19 protein-coding genes are annotated in these 15034 nt (G+C 72.1%); 7 read left to right on the forward strand and 12 right to left on the reverse strand.

Annotated elements, in window-relative coordinates:
• Window positions 1-9: 9 nt before the first annotated feature.
• The 4 genes from pdxH to AC1UE4_RS05590 are packed head-to-tail and all read right to left on the reverse strand — an operon-like array spanning window position 10 to window position 2766.
• Window positions 10-1017, reverse strand: a complete 1008-nt coding sequence (pdxH, locus tag AC1UE4_RS05575) for a pyridoxamine 5'-phosphate oxidase (RefSeq protein ID WP_482916227.1) — start codon at window positions 1015-1017, stop codon at window positions 10-12.
• Complete coding sequence (locus tag AC1UE4_RS05580) at window positions 1014-1757, reverse strand: HipA family kinase (RefSeq protein WP_482916228.1); 744 nt, start codon at window positions 1755-1757, stop codon at window positions 1014-1016. The genes pdxH and AC1UE4_RS05580 overlap by 4 nt, the downstream gene beginning before the upstream one ends.
• The gene (locus tag AC1UE4_RS05585) at window positions 1754-2146 is read right to left on the reverse strand and encodes an acyl-CoA thioesterase (RefSeq protein ID WP_482916229.1); all 393 of its coding nucleotides are present in this window, start codon (window positions 2144-2146) and stop codon (window positions 1754-1756) included. The genes AC1UE4_RS05580 and AC1UE4_RS05585 overlap by 4 nt, the downstream gene beginning before the upstream one ends.
• Window positions 2146-2766 (reverse strand): J domain-containing protein, encoded by a 621-nt coding sequence (locus AC1UE4_RS05590; RefSeq protein WP_482916230.1) that lies wholly within the window; start codon window positions 2764-2766, stop codon window positions 2146-2148. The genes AC1UE4_RS05585 and AC1UE4_RS05590 overlap by 1 nt, the downstream gene beginning before the upstream one ends.
• Before the next feature lie 43 nt (window positions 2767-2809).
• On the opposite strand from AC1UE4_RS05590, the gene AC1UE4_RS05595 reads away from it, so the two are divergent.
• Both AC1UE4_RS05595 and AC1UE4_RS05600 read left to right on the forward strand, forming a co-directional pair.
• Complete coding sequence (locus tag AC1UE4_RS05595) at window positions 2810-2947, forward strand: hypothetical protein (RefSeq protein WP_482916231.1); 138 nt, start codon at window positions 2810-2812, stop codon at window positions 2945-2947.
• On the forward strand, window positions 2947-3651 hold the full coding sequence (locus AC1UE4_RS05600) for a DUF6766 family protein (protein ID WP_482916232.1): 705 nt from the start codon (window positions 2947-2949) through the stop codon (window positions 3649-3651). The genes AC1UE4_RS05595 and AC1UE4_RS05600 overlap by 1 nt, the downstream gene beginning before the upstream one ends.
• Here the strand turns inward: AC1UE4_RS05600 and AC1UE4_RS05605 are convergent.
• A complete protein-coding gene (locus AC1UE4_RS05605) occupies window positions 3648-3983 on the reverse strand; it encodes an STAS domain-containing protein (protein ID WP_482916233.1) in 336 nt (111 codons plus the stop codon). The genes AC1UE4_RS05600 and AC1UE4_RS05605 overlap by 4 nt on opposite strands.
• A 136-nt stretch (window positions 3984-4119) precedes the next feature.
• On the opposite strand from AC1UE4_RS05605, the gene AC1UE4_RS05610 reads away from it, so the two are divergent.
• Both AC1UE4_RS05610 and AC1UE4_RS05615 read left to right on the forward strand, forming a co-directional pair.
• A complete protein-coding gene (locus tag AC1UE4_RS05610; protein WP_482916234.1) occupies window positions 4120-6111 on the forward strand; it encodes a GMC family oxidoreductase N-terminal domain-containing protein in 1992 nt (663 codons plus the stop codon).
• On the forward strand, window positions 6108-7544 hold the full coding sequence (locus AC1UE4_RS05615) for an aldehyde dehydrogenase family protein (protein ID WP_482916235.1): 1437 nt from the start codon (window positions 6108-6110) through the stop codon (window positions 7542-7544). The genes AC1UE4_RS05610 and AC1UE4_RS05615 overlap by 4 nt, the downstream gene beginning before the upstream one ends.
• On the opposite strand, the gene AC1UE4_RS05620 is transcribed toward AC1UE4_RS05615, so the two are convergent.
• From AC1UE4_RS05620 to AC1UE4_RS05635, 4 genes are read right to left on the reverse strand one after another with little or no spacing between them, the layout of a single operon-like run.
• Window positions 7530-7946, reverse strand: a complete 417-nt coding sequence (locus AC1UE4_RS05620) for a Rieske (2Fe-2S) protein (RefSeq protein WP_482916236.1) — start codon at window positions 7944-7946, stop codon at window positions 7530-7532. The genes AC1UE4_RS05615 and AC1UE4_RS05620 overlap by 15 nt on opposite strands.
• The gene (locus AC1UE4_RS05625) at window positions 7947-9584 is read right to left on the reverse strand and encodes an ABC-F family ATP-binding cassette domain-containing protein (protein ID WP_482916237.1); all 1638 of its coding nucleotides are present in this window, start codon (window positions 9582-9584) and stop codon (window positions 7947-7949) included.
• A gap of 9 nt (window positions 9585-9593) precedes the next feature.
• Window positions 9594-10007, reverse strand: coding sequence for a MerR family transcriptional regulator (locus AC1UE4_RS05630; RefSeq protein ID WP_482916238.1), 414 nt, complete (start codon window positions 10005-10007; stop codon window positions 9594-9596).
• 11 nt (window positions 10008-10018) lie between these two features.
• Entirely contained in the window at window positions 10019-11071 is a 1053-nt protein-coding gene (locus AC1UE4_RS05635; protein ID WP_482916239.1) for a sigma-70 family RNA polymerase sigma factor, read from the reverse strand.
• 69 nt (window positions 11072-11140) lie between these two features.
• On the opposite strand from AC1UE4_RS05635, the gene AC1UE4_RS05640 reads away from it, so the two are divergent.
• Window positions 11141-11725: a TetR/AcrR family transcriptional regulator gene (locus AC1UE4_RS05640; protein ID WP_482916240.1), complete on the forward strand. Its 585-nt coding sequence runs from the start codon at window positions 11141-11143 to the stop codon at window positions 11723-11725.
• A gap of 219 nt (window positions 11726-11944) precedes the next feature.
• Entirely contained in the window at window positions 11945-12610 is a 666-nt protein-coding gene (locus AC1UE4_RS05645) for a superoxide dismutase (protein WP_482916241.1), read from the forward strand.
• On the opposite strand, the gene AC1UE4_RS05650 is transcribed toward AC1UE4_RS05645, so the two are convergent.
• Window positions 12611-13243, reverse strand: coding sequence for a nucleotidyltransferase (locus AC1UE4_RS05650; protein WP_482916242.1), 633 nt, complete (start codon window positions 13241-13243; stop codon window positions 12611-12613). It abuts the gene before it with no gap.
• A 37-nt stretch (window positions 13244-13280) separates the two neighbouring features.
• Here AC1UE4_RS05650 and AC1UE4_RS05655 point away from each other — a divergent pair, with 37 nt between their 5' ends.
• Window positions 13281-14030, forward strand: a complete 750-nt coding sequence (locus tag AC1UE4_RS05655) for a metallophosphoesterase family protein (protein WP_482916243.1) — start codon at window positions 13281-13283, stop codon at window positions 14028-14030.
• Window positions 14031-14032: 2 nt separating this feature from the next.
• On the opposite strand, the gene AC1UE4_RS05660 is transcribed toward AC1UE4_RS05655, so the two are convergent.
• Both AC1UE4_RS05660 and AC1UE4_RS05665 read right to left on the reverse strand, forming a co-directional pair.
• Window positions 14033-14410, reverse strand: coding sequence for a response regulator (locus tag AC1UE4_RS05660; protein WP_482916244.1), 378 nt, complete (start codon window positions 14408-14410; stop codon window positions 14033-14035).
• Window positions 14411-14450: 40 nt separating this feature from the next.
• Entirely contained in the window at window positions 14451-15032 is a 582-nt protein-coding gene (locus AC1UE4_RS05665; protein ID WP_482916245.1) for a DNA-3-methyladenine glycosylase I, read from the reverse strand.
• Window positions 15033-15034: the final 2 nt, after the last annotated feature.

Here is a 15034-nt window from a genome sequence, read left to right on the forward strand (position 1 = left end):
CCGCAAGGCCTAGGGCGAGAGGCGCTCGACCACCCAGGCGTCGCCGTCGCGACGGAAGCGCAGGCGGTCGTGGAGGCGGTCGGGGCGGCCCTGCCAGAACTCGACCGACTCGGGGACGACGCGGATGCCGCCCCACCGGTCGGGGCGCGCGACCGGGCCCTCGGTCGACGCCTCCAGCTCGGCGCGGCGGCGCTCGAGCTCGCCGCGGGAGCCGATCACGGACGACTGGTGCGAGGACGCCGCCGACAGCTGCGACCCGCGCGGGCGTGAGGCGAAGTAGGCGTCGGCGTCGGCCTCGGGGACGCGCTCGGCGCGGCCGAGGACGCGGACCTGGCGCTCCATCGCGTGCCACGGGAAGACGAGCGCGACGCGCGGGTCGGCCTCGAGCTGGCGGCCCTTCGCGGACGAGAGGTCGCTGAAGAAGACGAAGCCGCCCGCGTCGACGCCCTTGAGCAGCACGACCCGCGCGTCCGGGGCGCTCGTCGCGACGACCATCGCGTTGACCTCGACCCACTCGAGCGCATCGCGCGCGTCGGCGAACCAGCGCTCGAACTGCGCGAGCCACGTGCCGGCGAGGTCGTCCTCGCGCAGCACCGCCTGCTCGTAGGAGCGGCGCATCCAGCCGAGGTCGCCGCGCACCTCGACGAGCGAGGAGAACAGCCGGTCGAGCACCGCCGGCGGGTCGTCGCAGAGGCCCGTGTGGACCGGCGACGGCTGGATCACCGTGCTCGACGGCGCGGCCAGCCAGTGGAAGCGCTCGGACGGCTCGAGCCGCGCGATCGGCCCCGCGTCCGGATCGCCGGCTGCCACCCGCGCCAGCAGCTCGAGCTGCGCGCGGATCGGCTCGACGTCGACGTCCGGCGCGAGCGCGCGCAGCCGCTGCTCGTCCAGCGCGACGCGCGCCTCGAGGAACCCGAGCTGGCGGCAGAAGACGACGACGCCCGCGTTGAGCTGCTCGCCGCGCTCGACGTGCGGCACGACGCGCAGCAGCGCGTAGGAGAACTGGGTGCCGCTCACGGCGCCGGCACCTCCGCCGCGATCTGGCGCCAGCGCGCGAGCCGCGCCTCCAGCCATGCCCGGTACGCGCCGCGGTGCTCGACCCAGCCGTCGGGCAGCAGGTCCACGACGCCCGGGTCGGCGCGCGCGACGAGCCGCTCGGCGGCGTCGGCGATCGACCCCGCGTGCGGCAGCAGCACGTGCTGCGCGATGAGCGGGAACGGCCGCTCCGCCGTCGCGACGAGGTCGTCCGCGCCGTGCTGGAGGTACAGCGCGGCGCCGTGGTCGATGAGCCACATCCGCCCGTGCCACGTCAGCAGGTTCGGGTTGCGCGGCGTGCGGTCGACGTTCATGACGAGCGCGTCGAAGAACACGACCTCCGCCGCCAGCTCCGGGTCGAGCCGCTGCGCCGCCGCCTCGTCGAACGCCAGCGCCCCCGGCAGGAAGTCCATCCCGACGTTGAGGCCCGGCGACGCCTCGATGAGCTCCTGGATCTCGGGATCGGGCTCCGCCCGGCCGAGGTCCGGATCGACCTCGACGAGCACCAGCTCGGGCACCGGCAGGCCCATCGAGCGCGCGAGCTCGCCGCACACGACCTCGGCGACGAGCGCCTTGACGCCCTGGCCGGCGCCGCGGAACTTCAGGACGTACAGGCCGTCGTCGTCGGCCTCGACGAGACCGGGCAGCGAGCCGCCCTCGCGCAGCGGCGTGACGTACCGGGTCGCCGCGACCGTCCGCAGCGGCGTGACGGCGGTGCTCATGCCAGCGCCGCGCGGACCTGCTGCGGCATCGACTGCTTGCCCTTCGTGGCCGGCTCGATGAACACGTGCCGGATCCGCGCCTCGTTCAGGAGCGTCCCGTCGCGCTCGATCCGGCACGCGAAGGTCACGGACGTGTCCCCCAGCCGCTCGGTCTCCATCACGACGTCGACGAGCTCGTCGAACAGCGCGGGCGCGAAGTACCGCAGCGTCATCTCCGCTACGACCATGTCGTAGCCCTCGGAGACCATGTCGCCGTACGGCCCGATCCGGTCGCGCCACAGCTCGGTCAGCCCGATGTCGTAGTAGTCGGCGTAGCGGGCGAAGTAGACGACGCCCTGCGGGTCGCACTCCTGGAAGCGGACGCGCAGCGTGTGGCGGAAGGGCTCCATCACGCGGGCAGCTTCTCACGCAGCAGCGACGCCAGCCGCTCGGCGGTCTCGGGCCGCAGCTCGCCGAAGCTGATCGGCCGCCGCCCGTTGCGCCGCGCGACCCGGACCGACGCGGTCCGGCGCCGCGGCCACGCCAGCCGCAGGTCGACCGCGGTGATGGCGGCGAAGTCGAGCGAGCGCACGCGGCCGGTCACCGCGTCGTCCAGCAGCCACAGCAGCCGCCGGTCGGTCACGGCGAGCAGCGCCTCGGGGCTGGCCCACACCGACGCCGGCGTGATGAGCTCGATCTGCTCGCCGCGGTGCAGCGCGCCGAGCAGCTCGGGGCCGAGTGCGCGGCGCAGGTGCGCGCCGAGCCACTCCCTAGCCGGCCGGCGGCGCGGCGCGCGCTGCACGATGGGGTCGCCCCACACGTCGACCTCCGGGCCGCCCGCGCCGCCGCCATGGCGCCGGCGCTGCTCGGCCTGCCAGAGCTCGGACCGGACGAGGTCGTAGGCCGAGTTGATCTCCGCCATCCGCGCCGCGCCCTCCTCGCCCGCGACGTCCGGGTGGAAGCGCTTGGCGAGCTCGCGGTAGGCCGCGGCGAGCTCGTCGGCGGTCGCATCCTGACTGACGTTCAGCACCTGGAAGGGATCAGAAGCGCTTCTCTGGGTAGAGCGTTGGCGCATGAGCACTCAGAACGACGGCAAGGAGCCTGTCGACCCGCGTGAGGAGCACGGCATGCGACTGCTCTTCGCGACGTACATCGGCGTCGTGGTCATCGGGCTCGTCTTCTTCATGGTCATCGGCTTGAGCCACCACTGATGGTCGCGCTCAGGGTCACCGTCCGGCGCAACGCGCTGGGCCTGTTCTTCCTCGTCATCTTCCTGCTGTCCCTGTTCGGGCAGTCGATCGCGGGCCATGACGACTACAACAACGACGAGGTCGACCACGCCCGCCTGACCGGCGAGCCGGCCGACACGATCAGCTGGGGACGCTACGTCGTGTCCTCCCACTTCGCGCAGGCCGTCGCCGAGAACTGGCAGTCCGAGTGGCTGCAGTTCGTCGTCTTCCTCGTCGCGACCGTCTGGCTGACCCAGCGCGGGTCCGCGGAGTCGAAGGTGCCCGGCGAGGAGGGGCGCGAGAACGAGGAGGAGCAGAAGCTCGGCGCGCACGCCAAGCCGGACTCCCCCGGGCTGGCGAAGCGCAGCGCGGGGTTCGTGCGCACGCTCTACGAGAACTCGCTGCTCATCGTCTTCGGGCTCTTCTTCCTCGGCTCCTGGTTCGCCCAGGCGGTCGCCGGCTGGAGCGCGTACAACTCCGAGCAGCTCGAGCACGAGGGCGACAAGCTCAGCCTGTGGGGCTACCTCGGCTCCGCCGACTTCTGGCAGACGACGCTGCAGAACTGGCAGTCGGAGTTCCTCGCCGTCGGCGCGATGGTCGTCCTGAGCATCTACCTGCGTCAGCGCGGATCGCCGCAGTCCAAGCCCGTCGGCGACCCGCACACGACGACGGCGACCGAGGGCTAGCGCACCCCGGCGGCGGCGACCGCGTCCTCGCGCGTCGCCGCCAGCGCCAGCCGGTCCTTCACGCCCGACAGCTCGAGCAGCCGCAGCACCGGGCCGGGCGGAGCCACGACGACGAACCGCTTGGCCTGCCGGCGGAAGCGGCCGGCGGCCTTGAGCACGACGCCCAGCGAGACGGAGTCCATGAAGGTGACGTCGCTGAGGTCGAGCACGGCGGCGACGCCGGTGGTCCCGGCGAGCTCGCTCAGCTGCGTGGCGAGGGAACGTGACGTGGCGAGGTCCAGCTCGCCGCGCGGGGCGACGACGGGGATCTGAGGTTCGAGGATCGACGGCATGGCGCGGGCGATGTTCCCCGCCGCCGAACGCCTGCAAACCACCGGACTCCGGACTGACGGGGCCGCGCGCACCCGCGTGCGTTGCGACCGCTAGGCTCGACACCCTGTCAAACGGTTGCGAGGGAGCGTTCGAAGGGTGCCTGAACTGACCGACTTGCAGCGGGCGACGCTCCGCGCCGTCTGCGACACCGTCGTCCCCAGCGTCGAGCGCGCGGACGACCCCGACGGGTTCTGGGCCCGCAAGGCGAGCGACGTGGGTGCCGACGAGGCGGTGCTGGCGATGCTCGACACGCTGCCGCCCGAGCAGGCCGAGGGCCTCGTGCAGCTGCTCGACGTGCTGGCCGAGCAGGGCTTCGCCGGGATGAGCCAGCTGTCGCGCGAGCAGGTCTTCTCGAACCTCGCGCTCGCCTCGACGGATGCCGCCATGGGCGTTGGCGCCTTCGTCGCGCTCACCCTGCTGCTCACGTACGGCAACCCCGATCCGCAGACCGGCACGAACCCGTTCTGGAAGACGTTCGGCTACCCCGGCCCGCTGTCCGCGGCGCCCGACGAGCCGAAGACGATCACGCCGCTCGTTCCCGACGGCGACACGACGCTCGAGGCCGACGTGGCGATCATCGGCTCCGGCGCCGGCGGCGGCGTCATCGCCGGCAAGCTCGCCGACGCCGGGCTCAAGGTGGTCGTGCTCGAGATGGGCGGCTACTTCAACGAGGCCGACTTCAACCAGTACGAGCTGTGGGGCTACCAGAACCTCTACTGGCGCGGCGGGCCCCAGCGCACGGCCGACATGAACGTGGCGCTGATGGCGGGCTCCTGCCTCGGCGGCGGCACGGTCGTCAACTGGACGAACTCGCTGAAGACCAAGGACTGGGTCCGGCAGCAGTGGGCGGACGAGCACGGGCTGACCGACGTCGCGACGGAGTCCTTCGACCGCCACCTCGACGAGGTGTGGCAGCGGCTGAAGGTCAACGCCGACTGCTCGGACCTCAACAAGGGCCACCAGGCGATGAAGCGCGCGGCGGAGAGGCTCGGCTGGTCGTTCGCCACCATCTTCCGCAACTGGGATCCCGACCGCTACGACGCGGCGGCCGCCGGCTACATGGGCTTCGGCGACCAGTCCGGCGCGAAGCAGTCGACGCTGAAGACGTACCTCCAGGACGCCGCCGACCGCGGCACCGAGATGCTCGTCGGGTGCTTCGCCGAGCGCGTGCTCGTCGAGAACGGCCGCGCGGCGGGCGTCGAGGCGGTCTGGACCGATCGCGCGAGCGGCCGTAGCGCGCGCGTCACGGTCCGGGCGCCGCAGGTCGTCGTCGCCGCCGGCGCGCTCGAGTCCCCCGCCGTCCTGCTGCGCTCCGGCATCGGCGGCCCCGCGGCCGGCAAGTACCTGCGCCTGCACCCGGCCACGGTCTCGCTCGGCGACTACGGCGAGGACATGGAGTCGTGGTGGGGGGCGCCGCAGGCCGGCCTCATCAACGAGTTCGCCAACATCGAGGACGGCTACGGCTTCCTCATCGAGAGCGTGCAGTACACGACGGGCCTCGGCGCCTCGTCGGTGCCGTGGGCGTCGGGCGCCGGGCACAAGGAGATGCTCGCCGCCTACCGCGACGGCGCGTCGTTCGTCTGCGTCAACCGCGACCACGGGCACGGGCAGGTGACGATCGACGCGAACGGCCAGGCGGTGCCGTGGTACTCGATCACCGACCCGCTCGACCTGCGGATCATGGCCCAGTGCCTCGACGCCTCGATCCGCGCGCACGCGGTCGGGGGCGCGCGGCGGATCTGGATGTTCGGCCAGCGCGCCGTCGAGTGGCGGGTCGGCGACGACCTCGACGCGTTCATCGCGCGCGTGCAGCGGCTGCGCCTCGGCGCGGGCGGGCTCACCGTGTTCTCGGCGCACCAGATGGGCTCGTGCCGCATGGGCAGCGATCCCCGGACGAGCGTCGCGAACCCGCGCGGCGAGCTGCACGACACGCCCGGCGTGTGGATCGGCGACGCCTCGGCGTTCCCCACCCCCTCGGGCACGAACCCGATGATCACGATCATGGCGCTCGCCTCGCGGACCGCCGAGAACATCGCCGATGCGGCCGGCGCGTCGGCCTCCGCCCCTAAGCAGGAGATCCCCGCATGACCACCACGCCCACGCTCATCGAGCGACGTCAGCACTACATCGGCGGCGAGTGGGTCGACCCCGCGTCGGACGGCACGATCGAGGTCGTCAACGCGTCGACCGAGGAGGTCATGGGCCGGATCCCGGAGGGAACGCCCGAGGACGTCGACCGCGCCGTGGCCGCGGCGCGGGCCGCGTTCGAGACGTGGTCGCAGGTGCCGCTCGACGACCGCGTCGCGCTCACTGCGGCGATCTCGCTGCGGCTGCAGGAGCGCCAGGAGGAGATCGCCGGCCTCATCGCGCAGGAGCTCGGCGCGCCGATCAAGGTCGCGATGATGATCCAGGCCGGCCTGCCGATCATGGACTTCGGCTCGATGCAGCACCTCGTCGAGCACATCCCGTGGGAGCAGCAGCTCGGCAACTCGCTGATCGTGCGCGAGCCGATCGGCGTCGTCGGCGCGATCACGCCGTGGAACTACCCGCTGCACCAGATCAGCGCCAAGGTCGCGCCCGCGATGGTCGCGGGCTGCACCGTCGTCCTGAAGCCCTCGGAGGTCACGCCGCTCAACGCGTTCGTGCTCGCCGAGATCTTCGAGGAGGTCGGCGTCCCGCCCGGCGTGCTCAACATCGTCACCGGCTACGGCCCGGTCGTCGGCGAGGCGATCGCCGGCCACCCCGGGATCGACATGGTCTCGTTCACCGGGTCCACGCGCGCCGGCCGGCGCGTGAGCGAGGTCGCCGCCGCGACGGTCAAGAAGGTCGCGCTCGAGCTCGGCGGCAAGTCGCCGAACGTCATCCTCGACGACGCCGACCTCGAGAAGGCCGTCGTCAACGGGATCCAGAAGTGCTACCTGAACTCCGGGCAGACCTGCTCGGCGCTCACGCGGATGCTCGTCCCCCGCGCGCAGCTCGGCATCGTCGAGCAGATCGCCGCGGCGGCCGTCGCGCAGACGGCGGTCGGCGACCCGTTCGACGAGACCACCGCGCTCGGGCCGCTCGTGTCCGGCGTCCAGCGCGACCGGGTGCGCTCGTACATCGAGAAGGGCGTCGCCGAGGGCGCGAAGCTCGTCGCCGGCGGCGCCAAGCCGCCCGAGGGCCTCGAGCGCGGCTACTTCGTGCAGCCGACCGTGTTCAGCGAGGTCACGCCGGACATGACGATCGCCCGCGAGGAGATCTTCGGCCCGGTGCTGGCGATCATGCCCTACGACGACGAGGACGACGCGGTCCGCATCGCCAACGACACCGACTACGGCCTTGCCGGCGGCGTGTACTCGGCGTCGGAGGAGCGCGCGAAGGCGGTCGCCCGCCGCATCCGCACCGGCCAGGTCGAGATCAACGGCGCGGCGTTCAACCCGCTCGCACCGTTCGGCGGCTACAAGCAGTCGGGGCACGGCCGCGAGCTCGGCCCGTACGGCATCGAGGAGTTCTTGGTCCTGAAGTCACTGCAGCTGTAGCCAGATCGAACCGTCGCGCAGCTCCACCGGGAACCGGCGGAGCTTCGCGATGCCGTTCGTGTAGGTCTGGATGAACTTCGAGTAGGGCTTGAACCCGAAGATGCGGCCCTTCGGGCCGGAGACCATCCGGCCGGTCCGGACGTCGTAGCGCGCGCGATGCCACGGGCACTCGAGGCAGCCCTCGCGGATCTGGCCCTGGCCCATCTTCGCGAACTGGTGGCGGCAGACGTTCGAGACCGCGAACGGCGTGCCGTCGACCATGCCGACGGCCAGGGTCCCGTGCTGCTCGGTCTCGACCTCGACGACGCCGGACGGCGGCAACGCGGCGACCGCGACCAGCCGGTTGCCGTCGGCGACGACCGGGCGGTCGGTCTTGACCTCGGGGATCGGATCGGGGGGCACCTAGCGGCTCTGCCCGCCAACCCCGGTCGGCGATGCACGACTCGGCGCGCCGAGCGCCTCGAGCGCTCGGCCGGCGTCGGGCAGCGCCGTCACCGGCCCCGTGTGGGGCACGAAGAGGAAGCGGTCGAGCTTGCGCAGGAACGCGCGGTCGTGCGAGACCGCGACGACGGTGCCCTCGAAGCCGTCGAGCGCGCGCTCGAGCGCCTCCGATGAGTCGATGTCGAGGTTGTCCGTCGGCTCGTCGAGCAGGAGCAGGTTGTGGCCGTCGAGCTCGAGGCAGAGGATCTCGAGGCGCGCCTTCTGCCCGCCGCTGAGCGTCTCGTAGGAGCGGTTCGCCGCCTCGGCGAGGCCGTAGCGCGCGAGCGCCCCCATCGAGCGCTCGAGGCCGCCCGTGCGCTCGCCGACGATCGACAGCAGGTCGCGGCCCGCGAAGTCCGGCCGCGCGTTGAGCTGCGTGAAGTGGCCGGCCGAGACGCGCGGTCCCACGACGACCGCGCCGTCGTCCGGGTCGAGCTCGCCGGCGAGCAGGAGCATGAGGTGCGTCTTGCCGCTGCCGTTCGGGCCGATGACGCCGACGCGCTCGCCGAAGTGGACCTCGTCGGTCAGCGGCTCGAGCAGCCCGTCGATCGCGGCGCCGCGCAGGTCGAGCACGCGGCGCGCCGAGTCGCCGCCGCGGATGCGCAGCTTGATGTGCTGGTCGACCACCGGCGCCGGCGGCGGGCCCGCGTCGACGAAGCGCTTCCAGCGCGTCTCCATCGCGTCGGCGCGCTTGGCGAGGTCCGGGCTGTAGCGGGCTCGCTCCTTCCAGATGCGCACCTGGTCGCGCAGCCGCTTCTCCTCGTCCTTCCAGCGCTTGACCGCGTCGCCCATCCGGCGCTGGCGCTCCTCGCGCGCCTCCGGGTACGTCGCGTAGGTCGCGCCGTGGACCCAGCAGCCGTTCCCCTCCAGCGTGAGGATCGCGTGCGGCGCCGCGGCGAGCAGCTCGCGGTCATGCGAGATGACGACGATCGTCTTCGGCGACGACGCGATCCGCCGCTCGAGCGCCCGCTTGGCCGGGATGTCGAGGAAGTTGTCCGGCTCGTCGAGCAGCAGCACGCCCGCGTCGGAGGCGAAGAGCACGTCGAGGACGAGCTGCTTGCGCTCGCCGCCCGACAGGGTCATCGCGGCCCGGTCGGCGAGCTCGTCGAGCCCGGCGCGCACGATGCGCCGGCAGCTCGCGTCCCACTGCCCCTCGAGCTCGTAGCCGCCGAGCATCGACCAGTCGTCGATCGCTCCCGCCAGCTCGACGCCGGCCGCGTCGTCGCCGGCCGCCAGCGCGCGCTCGGCCGCGAGCATCCGCAGCCCGGGGGCGCGCAGCGCGCCGGGTGCGTTGGCCATCAGCAGCTCGCGCACCGTCGCGCCGTCGTCGCGCACGCCGCCGTCCTGCGGCATGTAGGCGATCGTGCCGTCGGACGAGACGACGCCGTCCTCGGGCTCGAGCTCGCCGGCGAGGATGCGCAGCAGCGTGGTCTTGCCCACCCCGTTCGTCCCGACGAGGCCGAGGTGGCGGCCGGGCGCGGCGGTGAACGAGACGTCGCTGAACAGCAGGTCGCCGCCGGGGTGCGCGTACGCGAGCTGGGAGACGGCGAGGTGGGCCACCCCGCGAGCCTACGCGTGCCGGATGCGGATGCGCACCTCGTCGGTCTCGATCGGCGTCGCGACGAGCTGCCAGCCGCGGTCGACGAGCACGTACGTCCCGCCGTCCTCGCGCAGCACGATGCGCGGTCGCACGCCCGGCGCCTCGCACGTCGTCGCCAACCGCGCCTCGGACAGCGGCCAGGCGCCGTGGTCGCGCAGCCGCTCGATCGCCATCCGGATGTCGCCGTGGCGGACGCCGCGCCCGAGCAGCTCGGCGACGATCGCCGCCTCCCCCACGTCCTCGACCGAGTAGACGTGCGGGTCGCCGGCCGACTGCGACGCGCGGATGTACCCGCGCCGCGCCCACTGGCCGATCGTCGTCCCCGAGACGCCCACGAGCTCGCCCGCGTCGCCTGCCAGCAGGTGCCCGTGGACCTTCGCCACGGGCGGGAAGACTATGCGGCGCTCCGGAGCGCTTCGAGCTCGCGTTCCATCGACAGCCGCTCGAGCGCCGAGTGCTCCACGCGGCGCACCTCGGCGGGCGTCATGCCGACGCGCTCGGCGGTCTCGCGCAGCGGGGTCGGGGCGCCGGCGCCGTTGATGCCGTAGCGCAGCTTGACGATCTGCTGCTCGATCTCCGGCAGCCGCGAGAGCGCGCGGTGCAGCGCCTCCTCGGCCAGCGACACCTCGACCTCCTCCTCGGGCTGCGGGCCCTCGGACGGCAGCAGGTCGCCGAACGCCGTCTCGCCCTCCTCGCCGACGGGGCGGTCGAGCGACGTGATCGTGCGGGCAGCGTCGCGCGCCTCGCGTACGTGCTCGGGCGTCAGCTCGGCGTACTCGGCGATCTCGTCGTCGGTGGGCGCGCGGCCCAGGCGCGCCGACAGCTCGCGCTCGGCCTTGGCGATCTTGCGCTCGCGCTGCCCGACGTGGATCGGGATGCGGATCGTGCGCGCCTTCGTCTCGATCCCGCGCTGGATCGCCTGGCGGATCCAGAACGTCGCGTACGTCGAGAACTTGTACCCCTTGCGCCAATCGAACTTCTCCGACGCGCGCACGAGCCCGAAGATGCCCTCCTGGATGAGGTCCAGCAGGGGCAGATCTGCCCCCTGGTACTTCTTCGCGATCGACACGACGAGCCGCAGGTTCGACAGGATCATCCGGTCCTTGGCCTGCATGTCGCCGCGCTCGATCCGCTTGGCGAGCTCGATCTCCTCGGTGGCCGTCAGCAGCGGATAGCGGCCGAGCTCGTTGAGGAACAGCTGCAGCGCGTCGGTGGTCTGACCGACGAACTCGCGTGGGTTGATGCGGGTGCTCTGGGTCTCGGTGCGACCGCAGTCGTCGGTCAGCTCGATGCCGAGCGCATCGATGCGGGCGTGCAGCTCCCCGACCTCGTCCTCCTCGAGCTCGAGCTCGCGGACGAGGTCGCTCAACTCGGACAGGTTCATGCACCCCTGCTCCTCGCCCCGCTCCAGGAGCGTGTCAAGGCGTGCCTGCGTGTCGACGGCCATGACTTGGTGATCACCAGTCCGTAGGGATCTCATGCACACGCGGACGCCTGTGCATGTACGGTTCGTCGCATGACCGACATCGAGGCCGAGCCCTCTGGGGGGGTGCCCGGCCGGCGGGCGCAGCTGCTGGCTGCTGCACGCGAGGTGCTCGCCGAGCACGGCTACGAGCGGACCACCGTGTCCAGCATCGCAACCAAGGCGAGCGTCGCCCAGGGCACGTTCTACCTGTACTTCCCATCGAAGGAAGCCCTGCCGGGTGCGCTCTCAGAGCTCATGTCGGCGGAGATGGGCGTCGCGGCGGAGCGTGCCGCGGAGGGCCCAAGCCTGATCAACGGGCTCGAGAGGCTCGCGGAGGAGAGCTTCGCCGTCGGCGAGGCCTTCAGCGACATCCTCATGATCGCCAACCGCGGCTACGAGCTCGCCACCGACTACGACACGTGGCTCGCGCTGACCGGCAGCTGGCGGCGCGGGCTGGAGCGCTTCCTCACCCACTACCAGGCCGCCGGCGAGGTGTCGCAGGAGATCGACGTCGAGCTGACCGCGATGGTCATCCGCGACGTCCTCGATCGCGCCGTCAAGGCGAAGATCCTCTTCTCGCAGCCGCTCTACGCGGCCGAGATGGTCACGCTCCTCAACCGGGCGCTGTCCGTCTGACCCTCGTCTCTCGCCCATCGCCGGCCAAAGGGGTGCCGGCGATGCGCGTTGAAGCAGCCCGCCGTCCTGGGGGGTACGGCAGGCGCAACGCATCGCCGGCGGCGGCGATGGTAGCCAAGAATGACCGTCCGTCACCGCGGGTGGTTGCCCCACGACGCGACTAGCCGCGGCCGCATGGTGGAATGCCGGAAGGCGTCCAACGACGAAGGGAGCGAACACATGCCTTGGGACGAGATCGTCGCCCGCGACTTCCCCGCCCTCCACAAGGACCTCGACGGGATCTCCCGCCAGACGATGGAGGACCACTACAAGCTGTACCAGGGGTACGTGAAGAAGACGAACGAGATCCGCGGGAAGCTCAAGGAGATCGACTACGCGTCCGCCGAGGGCAACCAGGTCTACTCCGAGATCCGGGCGCTCGCGACCGACAACTACACGTTCGCCCTGCTGGGCTTCAAGAACCACGACCTCTACTTCGGCCACCTCGGCGGCGAGGGCGGCGCCGATCCGCAGGGCGCGATCGCCGACGAGCTCGAGAACGAGTACCCCGGCGGCGTCGAGATGTGGAAGAACGCCATCCGCAAGCAGGCCCGCGCGGCCCGCGGCTGGGTGATGCTCGGCTACGACCTCAACGACGGGTCGCTCTTCAACTACATGCTCGACACCCAGAACCTCTGGGCCGTCTACAACATGGTCCCCATCCTCGCGCTCGACGTGTACGAGCACGCCTACGCGCGCGACTTCGGGTCGACCCCGGACGGCCGCGGCGAGTACGTCGAGGCCTTCTTCCGCAACCTCGACTGGGATCACGTCAACCGCCAGCTCGCGCAGGCGAAGGCGGCGCGCGCCGGCGCGCAGTCCGTCGGCGACGAGCCGAAGGGCTAGCTACCGAACCACGCGGATGTCCGGCCCGGGCCGCGCGCCCGGGCCGCCGCCCGCGACGCCCGGCGGCGTCTCGTCGACCGGGATGATGTCCAGCGCCTCGAGCAGCGCGAAGAACCCGCGCGCGTAGGGCGAGTGCTCGGTCTTCTCGCGCACGAGCGACCAGTCGATCCGCTCGCGCAGCGCCCGCGCCACCCGCAAGGCGCCGGTGTAGTCGAGGTAGTGCTCGTCGAACGCGAGCAGCTTCGGCGTCAGCACGTCCTCCATCTGCGCGACGGGGACGTCGAGCGAGGCGACGCGCATGACCTCGGCGCGCTCGAGGATCTCGTCGACGGACTCGTAGCCGGTGACGGTGTGGATGAGGTCGACGAGGACCTCGCCGTCCCACAGCTTCACCAGCCAGCCCTCCGGCGGGATCTCGACGCGCATGCCGGTCGCCTCGAGCCGTCGCGCGGCCTCCTCGATGTGCTCCGGGTCGACGATGATGTCGAGGTCGTTGACCGTCTCGGGACCGCCGCGCGCCCACGAGGCGACGCTGCCGCTCAGGCACCACCGCACGTCCGCCTCGCGCAGGCACGCCGCCACGCGCCGCAGCGACTCGACGATCTGCTTGAACTCGGCGGCGTTGAGGTCCATACGGGAGGCCTACCCGAAATCGGGTAGGGGCCCGCACATGCCCGACGTCGTCCGCATCGCCGCCGCCGGCGACATGCACTGCCAGCCCTCGCGCCGCGAGGAGGCGATCGAGGCCTTCGCGTCCATGGCCGGGAAGGCCGACCTGCTCCTGCTGGCGGGGGACCTGACGACCCACGGGCAGCCCGAGCAGGCCGAGGTGCTCGCCGAGGCGTGCCGGCCGCTCGACATGCCGGTCATCGCGGTGCTCGGCAACCACGACTGGCACTGCAACCAGGTCCAGGACCTCCTCCCGATCTGGGAGGACGCGGGCATCACGGTCCTCGACCGCGACCACTGCATCGTCGACGTCGGCGGCGTCGACGTGGGCGTCGCGGGCGTGAAGGGCTTCGTCGGCGGCTTCCCCGGCTCGCACCTGCCCGACTTCGGCGAGCCGTCCCTGCGCGGGGTCTACGCGGAGGCCGGCGAGGAGGTCGAGGCGCTCGACCGCGGGCTGCGGGCGGTTGCGCACTGCCCGGTGCGCATCGCGCTGCTGCACTACGCGCCGACGTGCGAGACGCTCGTCGGCGAGCCGGAGCCGATCTGGGCGTTCCTCGGAACCGACCGTCTCGCGCCGCCGATCGCCGAGCACGAGCCCGACCTCGTCCTCCACGGGCACGCGCACGCGGGCACGTTCGAGGGCCGGATCGGCACCGTGCCGGTCTACAACGTCTCCGTCCCCGTCATGCGGCAGGACTTCTGGGTCTTCGAGCTGACCGGGGTCGAGCGGGCCACGACCCCGCTGCACTGAGCCTAGGTCAAGCGCTCGCGCACGAAGTCGCGCAGCGCCTCGACGATCTCCTGCGGCGGCTGGCGCTTGGAGAGGAAGAGGTCGATCGCCCCGGTGTCGCCGACGAGATCCTGCGCCTCCTCGGAGCTGAGCCCGCTCAGCGAGACGATCGCGGCCGACGGCACCGCCTGGCGGAGCCGTTGGAGCGCCTCGGTGTCGAGCGTGGGCATCCACAGGTCGGCCACCACGGCGTCGGGCTTCAGCTCGGCGGCCATCCGCTCCGCCTCCTCCCACGACGACGCCTCGCCGACGACGTCGACGTCGGCGTCCTCCAGCCAGCGGCGGATCAGCATCCGGTAGCCGATCGCGTCCTCGCAGACGAGCATCCGAGCCCGGGTCACGGCACCGTTGTAGCGGTTCGGGGAGCAGAAGGTCGCCGCGTCATCGCGCGCAGCACCCGGCGAGGTGGTCGTTGACGAGTCCACACGCCTGCATCGTCGCGTAGGCGGTGGTCGGACCGACGAAGCGGAAGCCGCGCTGCTTGAGCGCCTTGGCGAGCGCCTTGGATTCGGGCGTGACGGCCGGGACGTCGGCGTAGGAGCGCGGCGCCTCGCGCGCTGGCGGCGCGAAGGACCAGATGAGATCGGTGAGGGTCTCCCCGGTCTGCTGCAGCTCGACGAGCGCTTTCGCGTTCGCCAGCGCGGCCTCGATCTTGGCGCGATTGCGCACGATCCCGGCGTCCTGCATGAGCCGCTCGGCGTCCGCGTCGCCGAACCGGGCGACGCGCTCGGCCTCGAAGCCGGCGAACGCCGCGCGGAACGCCTCGCGCTTGCGCAGGATCGTGATCCACGCGAGACCGGACTGGAACGCCTCGAGCGTCAGCCGCTCGTAGAGCGCATCGTCGCCGCGGACCGGGCGCCCCCACTCCTCGTCGTGGTAGGCGACGTACTCGGGCGCGGAGACCGCCCAGCCGCACCGCAGCCGCCCGTCGGGCCCCTCCGCGAGGTCGGTGACGGGGGTCACCG

The sequence above is a fragment of the Parviterribacter kavangonensis genome (assembly GCF_056863335.1).

Coding starts and splice junctions, on each gene's coding strand:
- AC1UE4_RS05595 (WP_482916231.1), top strand. CDS start 2,810: ATGAGCACTCAGAACGACGGCAAGGAGCCTGTCGACCCGCGTGAGGAG.
- AC1UE4_RS05635 (WP_482916239.1), bottom strand. CDS start 11,071: ATGGCCGTCGACACGCAGGCACGCCTTGACACGCTCCTGGAGCGGGGC.
- AC1UE4_RS05615 (WP_482916235.1), top strand. CDS start 6,108: ATGACCACCACGCCCACGCTCATCGAGCGACGTCAGCACTACATCGGC.
- AC1UE4_RS05655 (WP_482916243.1), top strand. CDS start 13,281: ATGCCCGACGTCGTCCGCATCGCCGCCGCCGGCGACATGCACTGCCAG.
- AC1UE4_RS05640 (WP_482916240.1), top strand. CDS start 11,141: ATGACCGACATCGAGGCCGAGCCCTCTGGGGGGGTGCCCGGCCGGCGG.
- AC1UE4_RS05600 (WP_482916232.1), top strand. CDS start 2,947: ATGGTCGCGCTCAGGGTCACCGTCCGGCGCAACGCGCTGGGCCTGTTC.
- AC1UE4_RS05650 (WP_482916242.1), bottom strand. CDS start 13,243: ATGGACCTCAACGCCGCCGAGTTCAAGCAGATCGTCGAGTCGCTGCGG.
- AC1UE4_RS05605 (WP_482916233.1), bottom strand. CDS start 3,983: ATGCCGTCGATCCTCGAACCTCAGATCCCCGTCGTCGCCCCGCGCGGC.
- AC1UE4_RS05580 (WP_482916228.1), bottom strand. CDS start 1,757: ATGAGCACCGCCGTCACGCCGCTGCGGACGGTCGCGGCGACCCGGTAC.
- AC1UE4_RS05585 (WP_482916229.1), bottom strand. CDS start 2,146: ATGGAGCCCTTCCGCCACACGCTGCGCGTCCGCTTCCAGGAGTGCGAC.
- AC1UE4_RS05645 (WP_482916241.1), top strand. CDS start 11,945: ATGCCTTGGGACGAGATCGTCGCCCGCGACTTCCCCGCCCTCCACAAG.